The organism is Winogradskyella sp., assembly GCF_965228925.1.
In the GTDB taxonomy this organism is placed as follows: domain Bacteria; phylum Bacteroidota; class Bacteroidia; order Flavobacteriales; family Flavobacteriaceae; genus Winogradskyella.
In genome coordinates this window covers 1,044,670-1,062,056 of the sequence record NZ_OZ245845.1, presented here as the reverse complement: position 1 = coordinate 1,062,056, position 17,387 = coordinate 1,044,670, and the positions used below count along the sequence as shown (strand labels likewise).

At 36.4% G+C, this 17,387-nt stretch carries 14 protein-coding genes and 2 tRNA genes; 8 read left to right on the top strand and 8 right to left on the bottom strand.

The genetic code is table 11. From position 1 onward, the window contains the following. The first annotated feature begins 228 nt into the window (after positions 1 to 228). From ACO052_RS04305 to ACO052_RS04285, 5 genes are all read left to right on the top strand, one after another. Entirely contained in the window at positions 229 to 2,079 is a 1,851-nt protein-coding gene (locus ACO052_RS04305; RefSeq protein WP_422106785.1) for a sensor histidine kinase, read from the top strand. Beyond that, a complete protein-coding gene (locus ACO052_RS04300; protein ID WP_422106784.1) occupies positions 2,072 to 2,815 on the top strand; it encodes a LytR/AlgR family response regulator transcription factor in 744 nt (247 codons plus the stop codon). Before ACO052_RS04305 ends, ACO052_RS04300 begins: the two co-directional genes overlap by 8 nt. A gap of 111 nt (positions 2,816 to 2,926) precedes the next feature. Next, positions 2,927 to 3,673 carry a hypothetical protein gene (locus tag ACO052_RS04295; RefSeq protein ID WP_422106783.1) on the top strand — a complete coding sequence of 249 codons (747 nt, stop codon included), beginning with the start codon at positions 2,927 to 2,929 and terminating at the stop codon, positions 3,671 to 3,673. Between the two features lie 225 nt (positions 3,674 to 3,898). After that, on the top strand, positions 3,899 to 5,503 hold the full coding sequence (locus tag ACO052_RS04290) for a vitamin K epoxide reductase family protein (RefSeq protein WP_422106782.1): 1,605 nt from the start codon (positions 3,899 to 3,901) through the stop codon (positions 5,501 to 5,503). A 415-nt stretch (positions 5,504 to 5,918) separates the two neighbouring features. Beyond that, complete coding sequence (locus ACO052_RS04285; protein WP_422106781.1) at positions 5,919 to 6,155, top strand: hypothetical protein; 237 nt, start codon at positions 5,919 to 5,921, stop codon at positions 6,153 to 6,155. A 435-nt stretch (positions 6,156 to 6,590) separates the two neighbouring features. On the opposite strand, the gene ACO052_RS04280 is transcribed toward ACO052_RS04285, so the two are convergent. The 3 genes from ACO052_RS04280 to rseP form a co-directional block, all read right to left on the bottom strand. Then, positions 6,591 to 6,662 (bottom strand) — tRNA-Arg (locus ACO052_RS04280). Positions 6,663 to 6,713: 51 nt separating this feature from the next. Continuing rightward, positions 6,714 to 6,787: transfer RNA gene (locus tag ACO052_RS04275), tRNA-Asn, on the bottom strand. Positions 6,788 to 6,882: 95 nt separating this feature from the next. Beyond that, the gene (gene rseP / locus ACO052_RS04270) at positions 6,883 to 8,223 is read right to left on the bottom strand and encodes an RIP metalloprotease RseP (RefSeq protein ID WP_422106780.1); all 1,341 of its coding nucleotides are present in this window, start codon (positions 8,221 to 8,223) and stop codon (positions 6,883 to 6,885) included. A gap of 193 nt (positions 8,224 to 8,416) precedes the next feature. Between rseP and ACO052_RS04265 the strand changes: the two genes are divergently transcribed. The 3 genes from ACO052_RS04265 to feoB all read left to right on the top strand — a co-directional run bounded on the left by ACO052_RS04265 (position 8,417) and on the right by feoB (position 11,505). Further along, complete coding sequence (locus ACO052_RS04265; RefSeq protein ID WP_422106779.1) at positions 8,417 to 9,091, top strand: SCO family protein; 675 nt, start codon at positions 8,417 to 8,419, stop codon at positions 9,089 to 9,091. A 73-nt stretch (positions 9,092 to 9,164) separates the two neighbouring features. Continuing rightward, entirely contained in the window at positions 9,165 to 9,398 is a 234-nt protein-coding gene (locus tag ACO052_RS04260; RefSeq protein ID WP_422108039.1) for a FeoA family protein, read from the top strand. Next, positions 9,391 to 11,505: a ferrous iron transport protein B gene (gene feoB / locus ACO052_RS04255; protein ID WP_422106778.1), complete on the top strand. Its 2,115-nt coding sequence runs from the start codon at positions 9,391 to 9,393 to the stop codon at positions 11,503 to 11,505. Before ACO052_RS04260 ends, feoB begins: the two co-directional genes overlap by 8 nt. A gap of 452 nt (positions 11,506 to 11,957) precedes the next feature. Here feoB and ACO052_RS04250 read toward each other — a convergent pair whose 3' ends face one another. The 5 genes from ACO052_RS04250 to ACO052_RS04230 form a co-directional block, all read right to left on the bottom strand. Continuing rightward, positions 11,958 to 13,115 carry a T9SS type A sorting domain-containing protein gene (locus ACO052_RS04250; protein WP_422106777.1) on the bottom strand — a complete coding sequence of 386 codons (1,158 nt, stop codon included), beginning with the start codon at positions 13,113 to 13,115 and terminating at the stop codon, positions 11,958 to 11,960. A 116-nt stretch (positions 13,116 to 13,231) separates the two neighbouring features. Further along, on the bottom strand, positions 13,232 to 13,966 hold the full coding sequence (locus tag ACO052_RS04245) for a LytR/AlgR family response regulator transcription factor (protein ID WP_422106776.1): 735 nt from the start codon (positions 13,964 to 13,966) through the stop codon (positions 13,232 to 13,234). A 7-nt stretch (positions 13,967 to 13,973) separates the two neighbouring features. Then, positions 13,974 to 15,803 carry a tetratricopeptide repeat-containing sensor histidine kinase gene (locus ACO052_RS04240; protein WP_422106775.1) on the bottom strand — a complete coding sequence of 610 codons (1,830 nt, stop codon included), beginning with the start codon at positions 15,801 to 15,803 and terminating at the stop codon, positions 13,974 to 13,976. A gap of 97 nt (positions 15,804 to 15,900) precedes the next feature. Next, positions 15,901 to 16,722: a ZIP family metal transporter gene (locus ACO052_RS04235; RefSeq protein WP_422106774.1), complete on the bottom strand. Its 822-nt coding sequence runs from the start codon at positions 16,720 to 16,722 to the stop codon at positions 15,901 to 15,903. A 4-nt stretch (positions 16,723 to 16,726) separates the two neighbouring features. Next, positions 16,727 to 17,386, bottom strand: coding sequence for a metal-dependent transcriptional regulator (locus ACO052_RS04230; RefSeq protein ID WP_422106773.1), 660 nt, complete (start codon positions 17,384 to 17,386; stop codon positions 16,727 to 16,729). Position 17,387: the final 1 nt, after the last annotated feature.

Sequence of the window (17,387 nt, the reverse complement as noted above, 5' to 3'; positions counted from 1 at the left end):
TTATTGCAAAGAGTCTTTAAGGTTATATAATTCTGCTGTTCAGATGGTTACCCTCAAACCATCAACTCATCTTCTCAGTCACTTAAGCCATCTAAATTGCGAGGGGATCATCTTCTAAAAACTACTACAGATTAAAACTTAAAAGGTTTAAATTTCACAAAATACTCTGTATATTGCTTTAAAGTTGCTGAAACGACCCCCAACCTATTTATTTTATGAATTCTGCTTATGTCAAAATCATATATTCTACTATTTGTTTTGGGAAGCTTCATTTTTAGTTGCTCAAAAAGCAATTCACAAAAAGACCATCATCGCACCGTAGAAAAGCTTATTGAGTTACAGCAAAAAGCCATTGATTCTAATCTTTACGTTATTGCTTTTGATTCTGATAAAATCATACAGTCTTTGAACGCAGTTCCTGACACCTTAAGAATCAAAAACGATTATTTGATAGGCTTGTACTACAAAAACAATAAAACTCTAGACTCAGCCTCTCATTATTTTCAAAAAGCCATAGCCTTAATTGATAGTACGACTATTTTAGAAAACAGTTTCAAGTATTTTAGGAATGCTTGGGAAGCAGATTTACAGCTAGAGCGGTATTCTAACGCCAAAAGTGCAGCTGATAAGTATATTAACATACAAAATGCCCATAAGACTCAGATTTATCTAGAATATGCCTATTTTTTTATTGGTCAGATGTACAGTATTCTAGGAAACGATACTAAAGAATCGTTGTATTACGAAAAAGCTCTAAAAGAGGCAAAGCTCTCAAACAATGAGAACATGGAAGGCACAATTACATTGTCCATAGCAAAGAAAATACACCCAAAAGATCCTCAACAGGCCTATACCATTATAAATAATCTCATACACGATAAAAACAGTAATGAAACCAATAGAAACATTTACCATACTTATGGCGTGCTTAAGTTTTTCGATGGTGACTTTTACGAGGCCATAGATCTCTATAAAAAAGAGTTATCCTATATTAAAAAGCGAGAAGGTCTTAGGTATTACGATTACGATATGAATTACAGCTACGCTAATATTGCCGAAGCTTACATCGAGCTTAAGGATATAAAAAACGCAGAGGTATTTTTAGACTCTGCCCAGATTTATCTTAATTCTAGCTCAGATTCCAATCAATTTGCTTTTACAGGTAAACTCAATATGAGATTAGATTACCTCAAGAATAATGACTTAGACAAAGCTATTGTATTATTTGATAAAATGATGGATATACAATACAATGCTCATGAAACTAAGATAAATGAAGAGTTGATGGCCCTTCAGGCTTCTTATGCAAAGCAACGGCTATATGCCAAGCAGCGGCAAGAGACTGAACTTAAAAACCTAAAACTTCAAACCAGAAATGTGATCTTGCTAATTGTCGCTAGCTCTATTTTAATCATCGCCTATTTGTTATATTACAGAAGAAGTGTAAAATATGAACGGCAACAGCTCTATATGCAACAGCGCTTATTGAGTTCCCAAATGAATCCGCACTTTACCTTTAATATTTTGAGTATTATTCAAGATCATATTAAACGAAATAAACAAGAGGTGACGACATATCTCATCAAGTTCTCGCGTTTATTACGATTAATTTTGGAGAACTCTATGCAGAATTATGTCATACTGCAAAAGGAAATAGAGTTGCTGAAGAAATACCTAGATTTACAACTGCTCCGTTTTCCTGAAAAGTTTAGCTATCGAATCGATTTTTTTCAATTGAAAGAAGATGATGAGATATACATCCCACCGATGCTCATACAACCCTTTGTAGAAAACAGCATAGAGCATGGGTTTTTAGGGATAGATTATAAGGGTAAAATCAATATCCAATTTACATTGGAAGACAAATTACTATGGTGTTCCATTACAGATAATGGTGCAGGTCTAAAACAGTCCATAGATGATTTAAACCCATCCCACTCCATAAGATTGATTTCGAATTTCCTTTATAAAACAACGAAATCAAAACTAAAAATAACCAATACAAAAACAGCTCTAAATGCCACTAAAGGTGTTGAAGTGAAGTTTATAGTGCCATATAAATCTACTCAAAATGATTAAAGCAATTATTGTAGAAGACGAGATATATTTACGGGATTGCATAAGAGCATATATTACAGATCAATTTGCAAATGATGTGATGATTGTGGGAGAAGCAGAAAGTGTTAAAAAGAGTCTAGACCTCATCCATAGAATAAAACCCGATTTGATCTTTTTAGATATTCATCTATCTGACGGAACGGGTTTTGATATTTTGACACGGACAACACATAAGGCGTTTGATGTTATTTTTATTACAGGTTTCGACCATCATGCCATTAAAGCCATTAAAGTCGGTGCCTTAGATTATATCCTTAAACCTATAGATGACGAGGAATTAAGCCATGCTGTATCAAAAGCCATTATGCGGCATAAAGATTTGGGCAATATTGAGAAATTAATAGAGGTTTCTAACGATTATTTTAATGGAGCTTTAAAAAAGCGTGTTATTCTAAAGACTGCTGATTTTGTACATGCCGTCTATGAAGAAGATATTATTTATTGTAAATCTGCAGGAAATTATACAACAATTCACACGACAACGGAGGAAAGAATTATGGTTTCAAAATCCATTAAAAAAATTCAAGAGATTTTAACGGAAATAGAATTTATAAGATGCCATCAGTCTTACGTAGTCAATAGAAGGCATGTTTTAAAATATCATAAAAAAGGCATGTTAATTATGTCTTCAGATATTAAGATTCCTGTATCGGCGCGACGGAAAGATACCGCTATACGTCAAATATTTAAATCTTAATGCATAAATGAATAAATGATTGACAGTTGTAAAAAAAAGAACCACGGTTGTGAAAACACTATTGTATCACTGTAAAAAAAACAAGTACTTCTTTTAAAAAATTTAAATATTATGAAGAAAATTTATGTTTTATTAGTGGTATTCATAATCGGTTGGTCGTGCACCAAAGAAAGCACTACAGAAGATCATGAACAGGTTAAAGGTAATGACTCTGTCAAATTAACTGTGAGCCAAAAGCAAGCTACCATGACATCAGGGCAATCCCTCGAAAACAGTATGGAATGGGCTGCTTTTTTAACGGCCCAAGCCATAACTACAAATCAGGACGCTCAGGAGCAATTTATCGAAGTCCTTAATGCCAGTACTGGTGTTGGTACACTTAACAGTAGAATTACTTTTGAAGATTTATTGGGGGCTGACATCAGTGATACTCGTTTTAAGGAGGTTTTTCAGGAACGCTTTGAACATTATAGCAGTTCTCTAGTTTGTACACCTCGACCTGGTGGTATGGGACATCCCGAACCGCCCATAGGAGACAACTCGTGTACAACCCCATTTTGTAATTATTTAAGACTACTTTTAGATGAAAACTGTTTAGAGATTATATTTCCCAATGGTTTCGAATCAAACGATGTCCAAATTACCAATGTGGCCTCTACGGCACATCCAATGACTTCAGATGTATTCAACGATGCGTATTCTCATGTCACCAATAGTTGTATTACTATGCGAAGCAGAATTACCGGTAGAAATGTGGGCGATTATAACAACTTAATATTGGTGAGGCCCTATTCAAGTCTTATAGATAACTGTGACTATGAATCTTATTCTATAGACTTTACTTTATTTTTGCAATAGTCTATCCTGGCACTAGGATTCGGATACTTTATTTAAACCTATTCAACTATTAAGGTTGAGTAGGTTTTTTTATTCTAAATACACATTTTAAAAATAAGAATCTACATATGAATTAAAGTATGACGTATATGAATTGACTATTGCAAAAGCTCAAGTTATGAGGCATATTGTTATAGCAAACAACACATTGGTAAGCTAAACACTATGCGAGAACAACTTTTTAATATGCTTAGAAAACTTTTATCCAAGACGGGAATTATCGTCAATGATGCGGAGCTAAAATTACAGTTACTCAGTCATCCTTCGTATCCAAGCTTACATGCACTTACTGGCGTGTTGGAACATTTTCAAATACCCAGTTTAGCCCTACGTCTTCCTATTGAAAAAGAAACGTTGCCCCAACTTCCTAAATGTTTTATTGCTCAAATAACAATAGCCGGTAACGACCATTTAGTTTTAGTCGAAAAGAAAAAAGAGGTCTTTAAAATAACTGGTGGAGATACTGGAAGAAGCACCTTATCTACAGAAGCGTTTTTAAACCAGTGGACAGGTATTGTTTTAGTCATTGAAAAAGATGAACGTGTAGAACACGAAGAAAGCAACCGTGTGATTACTATTGCAAAGGGGCTTGCAGCAATATCTAGCCTTCTATTACTTGCTTACATTAGTTATGATTACCAAAATACTTTTGCCTTCTATCATTTCTTGCTTAGTAGTTTAGGATTAGTCCTTAGCATCTCTATAGTTCATCATGCATCTGGTATGCATTCCTCTGCAACAAATAGCTTTTGTAATCTTTCAGAAAAAACAAGCTGTGACGCCGTATTAAATTCTAAAGGCGCAACGCTTTTTGGGTTTTTAAAATTGAGTGATGTGAGTATTGTAACATTCTGTTGCTTCTGTTTATGTTGGGTTATTCTTTTCGCTAACAAAATGGACGATTTTGTTATCATGCCAATAGTATCGCTATTGGCATTTCCTTTTGTCATATACTCTGTTTATTATCAATACAAGGTGATAAAAAAATGGTGCCCATTATGTTTGGGTATCACCAGTATTCTAACTGCACAATTCTTATTGGCACTAATTAGTTATCATGTTTCAGATCTTCTTGTATTTAAAGCGGAAAACCTCAGCGTTTTTGTACTGAGTCTTCTTATAACATCAGTACTATGGAACTTGTTTAGGCCTATACTAAAGAAGAACATTAACTTAGAAAAGCTGGAAGTTGAACATTATAAGTTTAAACGCAACTACGCTTTGTTTAAAGCATCGTACGACGACAGTCAAGCATTAACAACAACGACTTCTATAAAAAATGAAATTGTTTTAGGCCCTAAACAAGCACCTATAAAGCTTACTTTGGTGACAAGTCCATTATGTTATTACTGTAAAAAGGCGCATCAGGATATTGAACACCTGCTCAAGGCACCACATCATAAAATTAATGTCACCATACGCTTTCATGTTGATGTTGATCAGCAAAACACTCAACTCTATAAAATAACCTCGGAGTTACTAAGAATATATCAGGATGAAGGCGAAATAGCCTGTCTAAAGGCACTACATGAGGTATACAAAGACGATGCCGATTTAACGAAATGGTTAGCAGATCATAATAGCGAAGGCATTAAATCCTACGATACCATTTTAAGAACACAGGCACAATGGTGCAAAGCCAACAACATACATTTTACCCCTGCGCTATACCTCAACGATAGAGCATTTTCAAAGGCATACGAGCGAACGGACCTATTGCACTTTATCGAGGACATTGAAGAAGACATTCTCGCGCAGTCTAAAATATCCCTAGAGCTGTCCAAAACATAGACACAAACCGTGAGTGTCTTTAAGTGTTCGCGGTAAATATAAATTTAAAGTATTGATTATGAAAAATCTAAAAAATTTAGGAAGCATTTTAACAAAAGCTGAACAACAATCCATTTTAGGTGGTAACCCTGCTTGTCGATGGGGGCCTTGTGATAGTGGTTCTAATGGTCGTAAATGCTGCATCGGCAGCACTATTGGAAAATGTAGTAATGGCGTCTGTGATCCGCTTTGAGGCATATTTAAGTTATTGCTGAGGTAACACTAGAGACCGTTTCAAAAGTTTAAACCGTCTTTTACAGCCATTACACATAAACCTTAAAACAAATGCTCAAAAGCATTTCTGTCAAGAGGTAGACACAAACCGTGAGTGTCTATAAGTGTTCACGGGACACATAAATTTAAATGATGATTAATTATGAAAGATTTATTGAATGTAAAAGGTGCTCAAAAATTGAGTAACGAAGATCAAAAAGCCATTGTTGGTGGTGATTCAATATCTGTTGATGCGGGTTGTGCAATTACTGGGGGACCCTCTCCTTTTGGTGACGGAACTACTCCTTGTTGTCCTGGAGGGGGAAGGCAAATTACGATGTCAAACGGCATGTTAGCGGCATGTTCCAGATCTCATTCAGGTTGGTTTTGGTACTGGTAATTTAAGATTGGGGTCGATTTAATTAGACCCCATTTAAAAAATAGACACTAATTATTTATACTTACAACAATTGCTAACATACTATCAACCTAATAGCAAAAACCGTGTCTCACTTTTTTGCGCCTTGCATCCAAATACTTTGGCAAAACTGTTTCATCACCCAGACCTAAGGAACTCAGTAAGACCAACAAGAAAGAAGTTCATTACTGCCTTGAGTGGCCCCTAAAAAGATATCCAATACTATAACAACAATTAAAATTAGGGCTGTACTTCGTGCAGCCCTAATATAATTCCGCAGTCCCGATAGCTATCGGGATCGGGCGGGCTCACTTCGGCTACCTATTTGTCGTACAAGACTTTGGAAGGTGTAGCGATCAGCATGACACACATGGTAACTGATACGCAATACGACGTTTCTTGTCTTGCCATGTCTTGTGACCTTACCAGGACTCGAACCTGGATCTAAAGTTTAGGAAACTCTTGTTCTATCCCTTGAACTATAAGGCCGTATAATATGTATTAAAAACAAAAAGCCACTAGATTTAGTGGCTTTATTTGCTCCTCAGACTGGGCTCGAACCAGTGACCCTCTGATTAACAGTCAGATGCTCTAACCAACTGAGCTACTGAGGAAAGTATGTTTTCGCATTAGCGAGCGCAAATATAAATTATTTTTTAATCTCTACAATATGAAAACTCAATTTTTTGAGTCCTACTCCTAAAATTGTTTAGCGTGTTACGGCCTTAAAAATATCATTACCATTGGCGAATAATACCAAGGCAATAAGGATAAAGAAACCAATGATTTGTGCGCGCTCCAAAAACTTTTCGCTTGGCTTGCGACCAGAAACCATTTCGTACAATAAAAACATAACGTGGCCTCCATCCAAGGCAGGAATTGGTAAGAGGTTTAAAACCGCCAACATAATCGATAGGAAGGCTGTTAACTTCCAAAAGGCTTCCCAGCTCCAAAAATCAGGGAAAATATCATAAATCGCCTTAAAACCGCCGAGTCCTTTGTATGCACCTGTACTCGGATTAAATATAGCTTTTAACTGGGACCAATAATTGACCAATGTCGATTTGAATTTGGTAGCACCGGCCGCAAAGCTCTCACCAAATGCATATTCCCTTCTAGTCACTTCGTAATAACCAAGATCCGTGAAACGCTTGGCGTCAATAAGTCTAAAAATGCCCAACTTCCCTTGGTCAGTAACTTTAATATCTCTAGTTATAGTTTGATCATCTCGCAATATCTCAGCAGTAACGGTCTGTCCTTTGTAGTTTTGCAACTCCCCTTCAAAGAGATCAAAATACTCAAGTTTTTTGCCTGCTATACCCAAAATAACGTCATCAGGTTGTATATCTACTGAGGCATTAGCTGAAGAATCCGGTACGGATTCAACGATAAACGGATAGCGATAGCGAAATAAGTTCTTACTACCTTCATCAGACAATTGTCCTAAAAAGTTTTCAGGTAAATCGATAACCGTTTCCTGGCCATTTCTTTCTATAGTCATTTGCTCTGCACCAATGATGTACTGTCCAATTTCAGAATCCTTTTCTATCTTTTGATCATTAATGGCCAGTACCTTATCGCCTGTCTTAAACCCTGCATCCAAAAGCACAGGATTTTCTATCAAATACCCTCCTTTAAGACTATCGATCTTTATATCCGTGTCCCCATAAATAAAGGATACAAATACAAAAATCACATAGGCCAAAATAAAATTAACCGTTACACCACCAAGCATAATGATTAAGCGCTGCCAAGCCGGTTTAGAACGAAACTCCCAAGGTTGCGGTGGTTGTGCCATTTGCTCCTTATCCATACTTTCGTCAATCATTCCAGCAATCTTTACATAGCCGCCTAATGGCAACCAACCTATACCGTAGACCGTTTCACCTATTTTCTTTTTGAAAAGCGAATATTTGACATCAAAAAAGAGATAAAACTTCTCCACTTTGGTCTTAAATGCTTTGGCCGGTATAAAGTGTCCCAACTCGTGCAATACGATGAGGAGCGATAAACTCAATAAGAATTGGGATATCTTAATTACAAATTCCATGTAGTCATGTTCAAATTTCGATTGACAAAAGTAAGGTTTTCAAGGCATTTAGAAAACAAATGTATTTTTTATCGATTTATTTTTAACAATCATTTATGTATCAAAGGATTCCACCGACATATTTGTGTTAAAAAGATTCTAGAAGAAGGACTTGAATTGTACCTTTGCATTTCAAAATTTTAAGCTCATATCTATGTCCTTTCTTTCGTTTTTTAAGCGATATAAAAACTTTGGTATTTTTTTCTCCATACTGTGTCTCATCATCATAGCGCTTATATATAATATCCTAAATGTTAAAAAGCCTTTACCGATTTATCAACCTGCCATGGTGAGCGAAGCATTGGTAGATAGTACCATTCAACACCAAATGAAATACCACACCATTGCCGATTTTAGTTTAATCAATCAAAATGGGGAAACGGTTACCCAAGAGACCTATAAGGATAAAATATATGTGGCTGATTTTTTCTTTACAACCTGCCAAACCATTTGTCCGATTATGACGGACCATATGTACCAAATTCAGAAGGAGATTATTAGTGATGATGATGTTATGCTATTATCGCATTCTGTTACTCCTAAGATTGACAGTGTGGCCCAACTAAAAAAATATGCTACAGAAAAAGGGGTGATTGATCGTAAATGGAATTTGGTCACTGGAGATAAGAAGCATATTTATGAACTGGCCAGAAAGAGTTATTTAGCTGTAAAAACCGACGGTAATGGCGATGAATACGATATGATCCATACCGAAAATTTTATGCTCATCGATAAAAAACGCCAAATTAGAGGGTTTTATGACGGCACACTACCTGAGGATATCGAAAGACTTCTGAACGATATCGAAACCTTAAAAGACGAATCTTAAATTCTTTACAAAGCGTTTTAAGCAATTAATAATTTAGCGTATTTTTGCTTCTTTAAAATGAATCTAAATAAGGATAAGGTTGACATTAGCTGATTTAAAACGCGGACAACAAGGTATTATTACTGATGTATCCTCAATCCACATCCCACTAAAGTTGTTGGAGATGGGCTGCTTACCCGGTAATACGGTAGAATTGGTTCAGGTGGCGCCTTTTGCAGATCCTATGTACCTCAACATTAACGGATCGCATCTAGCCATTAGAAAAGAAACGGCCGTTCATATTTTAATCGAGTTTGCAGATGAGTAAGCAGATCAATGTTGCCTTAATCGGAAATCCAAATACCGGAAAGACTTCGGTTTTTAATGCCTTAACGGGGCTTAATCAGAAAGTAGGCAACTATCCAGGGATTACGGTCGATAAAAAAGAAGGCGTCTGTAAGCTCCCGCGAGGCCTTAAGGCGCATATCATTGACTTACCAGGCACCTATAGCCTTAATGCATCGTCATTAGATGAGAATGTGGTTATTGAATTGCTCCTCAATAAAAATGATAAGGATTTCCCTGATGTTGCTGTAGTCGTTACTGATGTTGAAAATCTAAAACGAAATCTTCTACTATTCACCCAAATTAAGGATTTAGAGATTCCAACAATTTTGGTGATCAACATGTCAGACCGCATGGCTTATAAAGGGATTTCATTGGATATTCCTTATTTAGAAACGCAGCTTAACACTAAAATTGCGTTAATCAGCACCAGAAAAAATACTGGAATTAGTGAACTAAAGGAGCTCATCACTAATTACAAAACGCTGTCTGCCACACCTTGCATGAATGCCACATCTATTGATAAGGACTATTTTGAAGGTCTTCAAAAAGCATTTCCCAATCAATTATTATACAAACTGTGGTTAGTGATTACCCAAGATGTCAACTTTGGTAAAATTGATAGACAAACGATTGAAGCAGTTTCAGATTTTAAAACCAAGTCAAAGGCAGATTTAAAACGCTTACAACAAAAAGAAACCATAAAGCGCTACCAATTTATAAATAACGTCTTAAAAAAAGGGCAAACTATTGACCTTGAGTCTGCTAAAGACCTAAGAATACGGCTCGATCGAATCTTAACCCATAAGGTTTGGGGCTATGTTATTTTTGGCTTGATCTTATTGTTGATTTTTCAGGCGATTTACGACTGGGCGCAAGTCCCAATGGATTTTATCGATAATACCTTTGTATCTATAAGTGAGTGGGCGCAACGCAGCTTACCAGCCGGAGCGTTTACAGACTTGATTGCAGAAGGCGTTATCCCTGGACTTGGAGGTATCGTTATTTTTATTCCACAGATCGCCTTTCTCTTTCTTTTCATATCTATTCTCGAAGAAAGTGGTTATATGAGTAGGGTCGTCTTTTTAATGGACCGAGTGATGCGTCGATTCGGTTTAAGCGGTAAAAGTGTTGTCCCTTTAATTTCTGGAACCGCCTGCGCGATTCCTGCTGTTATGGCAACGCGAAACATTGAAAGTTGGAAAGAGCGCTTAATTACTATTCTGGTTACGCCTTTTATGACATGCTCAGCACGGCTCCCTGTCTATTTAATCATCATCGCACTGGTCATTCCCGAAGGCCGATTTTTAGGGTTGAGCTATCAGGCCTTAACCTTAATGCTCCTTTATCTCATCGGTTTTGGTGCCGCAGTGGGATCGGCCTATTTGCTGAGTAAGATTTTAAAAATTAAAAGCAAGTCGTTCTTTGTTATAGAAATGCCTAATTACAAATTACCGCTTCTTAAAAATGTAGGTATAACTGTCTTAGAGAAAACTAAAACCTTTGTTTTTGAAGCGGGTAAAATCATTCTAGCTATTTCTATAGTGCTATGGTTTTTGGCTTCTTATGGCCCTGGAGAGCAATTCAATAATGCCCAAACTATAGTTCAACAAGCAAACCCAAATGCTTCCCAAGAGGTTTTAAACGATAAAATTGCTGAGCATCAACTTGAGCATTCGTATATAGGGATTATTGGGAAGACTATAGAACCTGCAATACGCCCTTTAGGTTACGATTGGAAAGTCGGTATAGGACTGGTGACCTCATTTGCCGCAAGAGAGGTTTTTGTTGGGACCTTAGCTACCATTTATAGTATTGGTAGTGCTAATGAGATTGACGATGAAGACGAGGCGATGTCTACCATAAAAAACAGAATGGCCAAAGAAGTGCATAGTGATGGTAGCAAAGTATTTACATTGCCCTCTGGTATATCGCTTTTGCTATTTTATGCCTTTGCTATGCAGTGCATGAGTACCTTAGCAATAGTAAAACGCGAGACTAACTCTTGGAAATGGCCTATCTATCAGCTTGTTATTATGAGTGGAATTGCGTATCTTATAGCTTTAATTGCTTTTCAAATCTTAAAATAGATGAACACGCTTATTCAAAATATATTGGTTTTTGTAGCCTTAGGCTCAGCACTGGTTTTTCTCTATAGAAAGTTCTTTTGGAAGCCTAAAAAAGCAACCCATTCTAAGGCATGCGGTAACGATGGTTGTGGATGTCATTAATTCTAATATTAATCGGGTATTTTTTCGACTATAAATCCTCTAAGACAACTTTTCTTAAAGATTTGATTTCAGGCTTATTGGTCATTTTTTTCCTTGTGCTTTCTGCTATTGGGTTTATGTCCACTTTCCATTTAACCATCATTCACGGCGTATTCTATTTGGGGATTGAAATCCTTCTATTATTTACATTAAAAGCAATTATTCAGAGTATTACTAATAGAAAAAACTAAAAATACGATAAGCACCAATCCCGATAGCTATCGGGATAGTGGCAATGACAGTTGTGGTGGTTCTTAACTTATGACTACGTTTTAATTTTTAACGAGCTGTATTGTTTCTATTTGGTCTTTAATTATAACCTTAGCAAAGTAAGTTCCCTCGGAATATTTTGAAATGTCTATTGCCAAGTGTTGCCTGTCCTTCCCATTAATAGTTTCAAGCGCTTGACCTAGGTTGTTATATAGAATTACTTCAGAGATTTGTTTCTGGCACTCTATGTGGAATACACTATCGGTAGGATTAGGGTAAGCCTTTGTTAGAGATGTGTTACGATCGTTTGCACTTAAGGTGTCATCTAAAATAAAAATATCCCAAAATCTATTGGTAGGAAACGTTAAGTCGCCCGAAGTTAATGTCTCGAGTTCCCAATGAATTTGCCAGTTCCCTGTTGAGGCATTATACTTCACAGAATTTGAATCTACAAAGAAATCTGTAGAAGGTTCCCTTCTGTGAGATACAAAAATTTTAGCCCCTGGATTATTGTCTAAAAGGGGATGTGTTAACACGGTCCATAGCGAAAAAATCTGAGCAGAAACGATGACGCGATCAGTATTTCCAAAATCACTGATATGCTCAAAATACGTCATTCCAACAGGGTTGCATATAAGATTAAATCTCGCATTTACCGGAAATAATTGACCTATTAAAGTCCATAAAATCCAGCTTCCTGGTGAAGCATAATTATAATATAGGTCGTAATCTAGGTCGTTTATAATGTTATCTGAATCCCTTACCGAGGAATACATACATCTCGCACTGAAATCATCGTTGATTTCTGGGTTGTCGATAATGCATGTATTTGTAAATGTAGGGTCTATTGAACCTGCATCACATTTTACGTCGAACGCAAAGTCTTCTCCCGGCCCAACAATAGCCAAATTATAACAGGCACCAGAAACAAGTTGCGAACCATCTTCATCCAAAATCACCCAACGGCCCAAAACACTATCGTAATCTAAAGAAATATTCCCTGGATTATTGACCTCATCGCCATTTTCTTCTAATCGGATTTTTTGAAGTACTACTGTCATATTGGGATTACCATTAAGAACAGAATCATCTATTACAGATACTGTACCAGATGGCAGTAATGAACTTTGGGTGACACAATGCTCGATGACCTCGACTTGTGACTGTCCATTATATTGAAATATTAAATAAAAAATTAATAATGTAATTTTTGTTTTCATGATCCTCTATATTTAAAAGTTATCTCTTAAAGATATCTTTAATAGAAGCTTAAAATTGAGAGAATTACTAGATGAGTAACATCTGCTTGTAAGTGCGTGAAATTTAATGGTAATTGCTACATCTTTAGCAAATCCTGCAAGCGATTTTTCTTTCTAGTCGCCACAGGAATTGTAGAGTCATCATCTAGAATAACAGCATCTGCCGACTTATGGAGGGCCTTAATTTTGTTTAAGTTGATGAGATATGAATGATGGCATCTAAAGAAATCCTCCTTACTTAATTGCTCTTCAAATGTTTTTAAAGATTTAGAAACCAATATTTTCTTTCTCCCTTCACAGAAAAAGTGTGTATAATTATTATCGGCCTGAGCGTAGTAAATATCCTTTAAATCGACCACATGAATTAAATCGTGATTCTTTAATACGATGCGCTTAGTCTCTCGTTGTGATTTAAGATTATGAAAAAACACTTCGAGCTGTTTATGATAATTCTGCTGCTTAATCACCTCTAGTGTTTTCTCAACTTCTTGTCTTAAATCCTTATTGGTATAAGGTTTTAGAAGGTAGCTTAATGCACTAAATTTAAAAGCCTCAACAGCATATTCACTATGCGATGTTGTAAAAATAATCTTGGCCTCATTAAGATGAGATGTACTCAATGCATCAAATACAACACCATCACCGAGCTCAATATCGGCTATAATTAAATCATAATTCGCGTTTTGCAATTTCGATTTAGCGTCGTTTAGACTAAACACCTGATCAATACTAGACACGTAATCTTTCAATATCATCTTATTCGCATTATTCTGCTTTTCATTATCTTCTATGATGATACATGTATATGACATAATCGCTTTACTTAATAGGCAGTGTAATTCTCACTTCAGTTCCATCCCCTTCATTAGAAATCGTTTCAATTTCGATATCATAATTATACAATTTCTTATAATTCCTAATACGCTGCTCAATAATATTAGTCCCCATGGATTGGTGCAATTGTTTTCCAAACTTAGAATCTGTTCTATCAAAGCCTTTACCATTATCCTTAATAAGAATATGTATGCTGTTTTGGCTTCCCATATAATGAACTTCTACTTTACCGTCAACAACACCTTTAACACCATGTAAAATAGCGTTTTCCACGAAAGGTTGTACAAGCATGGGAGGAATTTGGCTTATTTCGGTATCCAAATCTTTATCGACTATGGTCTCAAACTTAAAGCTTTTATCATGTACCAATTGCTGCAGATGTAAGAACTTAGAGATTAACGCAATATCATCTTCTACTGCTATAAAATCGCGATCGGATCCTTCTAGTATCAGTCGCATTAACTTACTGTATGCCACCAAATGATTGGAGGTTTCCTCTTTATTGCCTGAATTTAAATTGAGATTTATTTCATTTAAGGCATTAAACATAAAATGGGGATTGAGCTGGGTTTGCAATAATTTGAAATTGAGCTGAGAATAACTCAATTGTTGTTTAGCCCTATAATTTCTATACATTAGTAATCCTAAAAATAGTAGCAAGCTACTAACAGCTAGCCCGCCAAAAAGCGTCAAACGTTGGTTAGCAATTTGTTCTGCTCTGGCCTCATTTTCTAGATTGAGTGTTTTTATTTCTTGCTTCTGCTGTTCATCGTTGTATTTGGATGTAATTTCTGCGATGGACGTTTTTGTTTTGCTAAGATTTATGGAGTCTTTAAGAGCATCATATTGTTCCATAAAACTTAATGCCTTAGATGTATTGCTAGTATTAACATAGACCGTTTTCAAACCTTTGTATATACTCAGTTTTAAGCTATCATTAGGTTCTTTTGAAAGTGCTTCATCAAAATAATAAGACGCCTTTTTATAATTGGCTTTATGCAAGTGAGCCTTACCAATAAAATAGAGATTGTTGGCGATAAGCGAATTAAACTTTGTTTGTTTTCTAAGGGCTAATTCCTTCTCTCCAAACTCTAGTGCTTTGTCATAATTTTGCAATCTAAAATAATCATTCCTTATGTCTGAATAGGCTACAACTAATAGGCGAAGGTCATTTCTTTCCTTAGCTATTTTTGCGATATCTAGAGAAAATTCCAAAGATTTGTCATACGCACTGTGTCGTTTAAGATTCTTTATTTGCTTTTCATGCATTTCTAAAATCTTAGAATTTGTTGAGTATTCCATAGATTTATTAGCAAAAGACTCTGCAAGTTCTGTATTGCCAATTTTCCCGTAGACTAGTGCAAATGCCAAATAGGTAAGCGAAATATCCCTTTTATTCTGTGTCTTTTCAAAACACTTTAAGGCTTTTATGTAGTTTACTAAAGCACTATCTGGAATCCATTCTTGTTTATAAGCATGGCCGATATCCTTATAGGTTCTTCCTAGAATTTCATTACTTAATAGCTTCCGATTTTGAATATTGGGTTGTAACAAAGGAATGATTCCACCATACGCTCTCTTATACAGAAGATATTTTGATTGGTATAATAATATTTTCGCCTTTAATTCGACATCTGAGTAAGGGCCAACATTAATCTTTGCCTCATTAATATAAAAAAGTGCACTATCTAGGTTCGTTTTATAAAACTCATCTGCACGTTTTAATAAGCTTTCTATATGATCTCTTTTATCAGAATCCAAGATGTCATGCTCAGCATCTTGGGCAAACATAATCCCTGTAGATAGTGAGAGCATCAAAAAAAGGGTACGACCTAGCATGACATAGTTAATAGCCTTTTAAAGATACTAAAAAATAGTCGGGCATAGTACTTTCAGTATGGCCTCTAAAGATCTAGCCAAGTCCTACGTCCAAAGTCATCATAATAATAAAACCTCCAATAAAACCTAGGGTCGCTATATCCGTGTATTTATCGCGCTGTGTTTCGGGAATCACTTCTTCTACCACCACAAAGATCATAGCACCGGCTGCAAAGGCTAGGGCATAAGGTAAAATGGGCTGAAAAAAGGTAACGGCCAAGGCGCCTACAACTGCTGCAATAGGCTCAACAATTGCAGACATCTGACCATACCAAAAGCTTTTAAATTTACTCACGCCATGTCTCCTTAGCGGCATAGAAACTGCAAGTCCTTCTGGAAAATTCTGAATTCCTATTCCTAATGCCAGTGCTACAGCACCGCCAATTGTGGCTTCGGGCACACCTGCTGCAACACCTCCAAACAACACACCTACGGCCAACCCCTCTGGTATATTGTGCAAGGTGATCGCCAATACCAAAAGCGTCGTACGTCGCCACGGTGTTTTAACACCTTCTTTTTCGTCTTCCTTAAAATTAATGTGGAGATGTGGTAAGACCTTATCGAGTCCAAATATGAACAGGGCGCCTAGTGCAAACCCAACAACAGCCGGTACAACTTTTGCAAAACCTTCGCCATCACTCATTTCTATCCCTGGGGCCAGCAAACTCCAAAAACTGGCGGCTACCATAACACCTCCGGTAAAACCGAGCATGCCATCTAGTAAGGCACGATTCATACCTTTAAAAAAGAAAACTAAAAATGCACCTGCTGCCGTTAGGATCCAAGTAAATAAAGAGGCATATAATGCGCCTAACACAGGATCAATAGTTTCAAAGTAGTGTATAATGCTGTCCATAGAATTATAGTTTTTTTACATAAATATTGCTGGTAATCGGTTTAGACATCACCATAGTTTTGTCATGGATGATGAAGGTCATGGATTGATCAAAGTCTTCTTTGTCCACCACCTGTATTTCCGTACCGAGCCCGATTTGATGTTTATCCAAATACTTTAAAAAATTTGATGAAGAATCTATAACACCCACACAGGTGTAAGTCATACCAACCATAGCCTTAGAAAGTATTATCTTTTCCGTTCGTTGAATTTGTCCGTGCTTATCAGGAATGGGATCACCATGAGGATCGTGGGTCGGGAAGTCTAAAAATGCATCTAGTTCATTAATCAGTTTTTGGGATTTTATATGTTCTAACTGTTCGGCCACATCATGGACCTCATCCCAAGAAAAATTGAGTTTATCCACCAAAAACACTTCCCAAAGTCGATGCTTCCTAACAATATCAATCGCTGTTAATCGCCCTCTTTCTGTTAGATTGACTCCTTTATACTTGATATAAGTGATGAGATCTTTATCCGCTAGTTTTTTTAGCATATCCGTTACAGATGAGGCCTTGGCATCGACCTTCTTAGCAATAGCATTGGTACTTACACCTGCTTTTGAAGATTGGCTAATGTGATAAATGGCCTTTAAATAGTTTTCTTCTGTTAATGTGGTTAACATG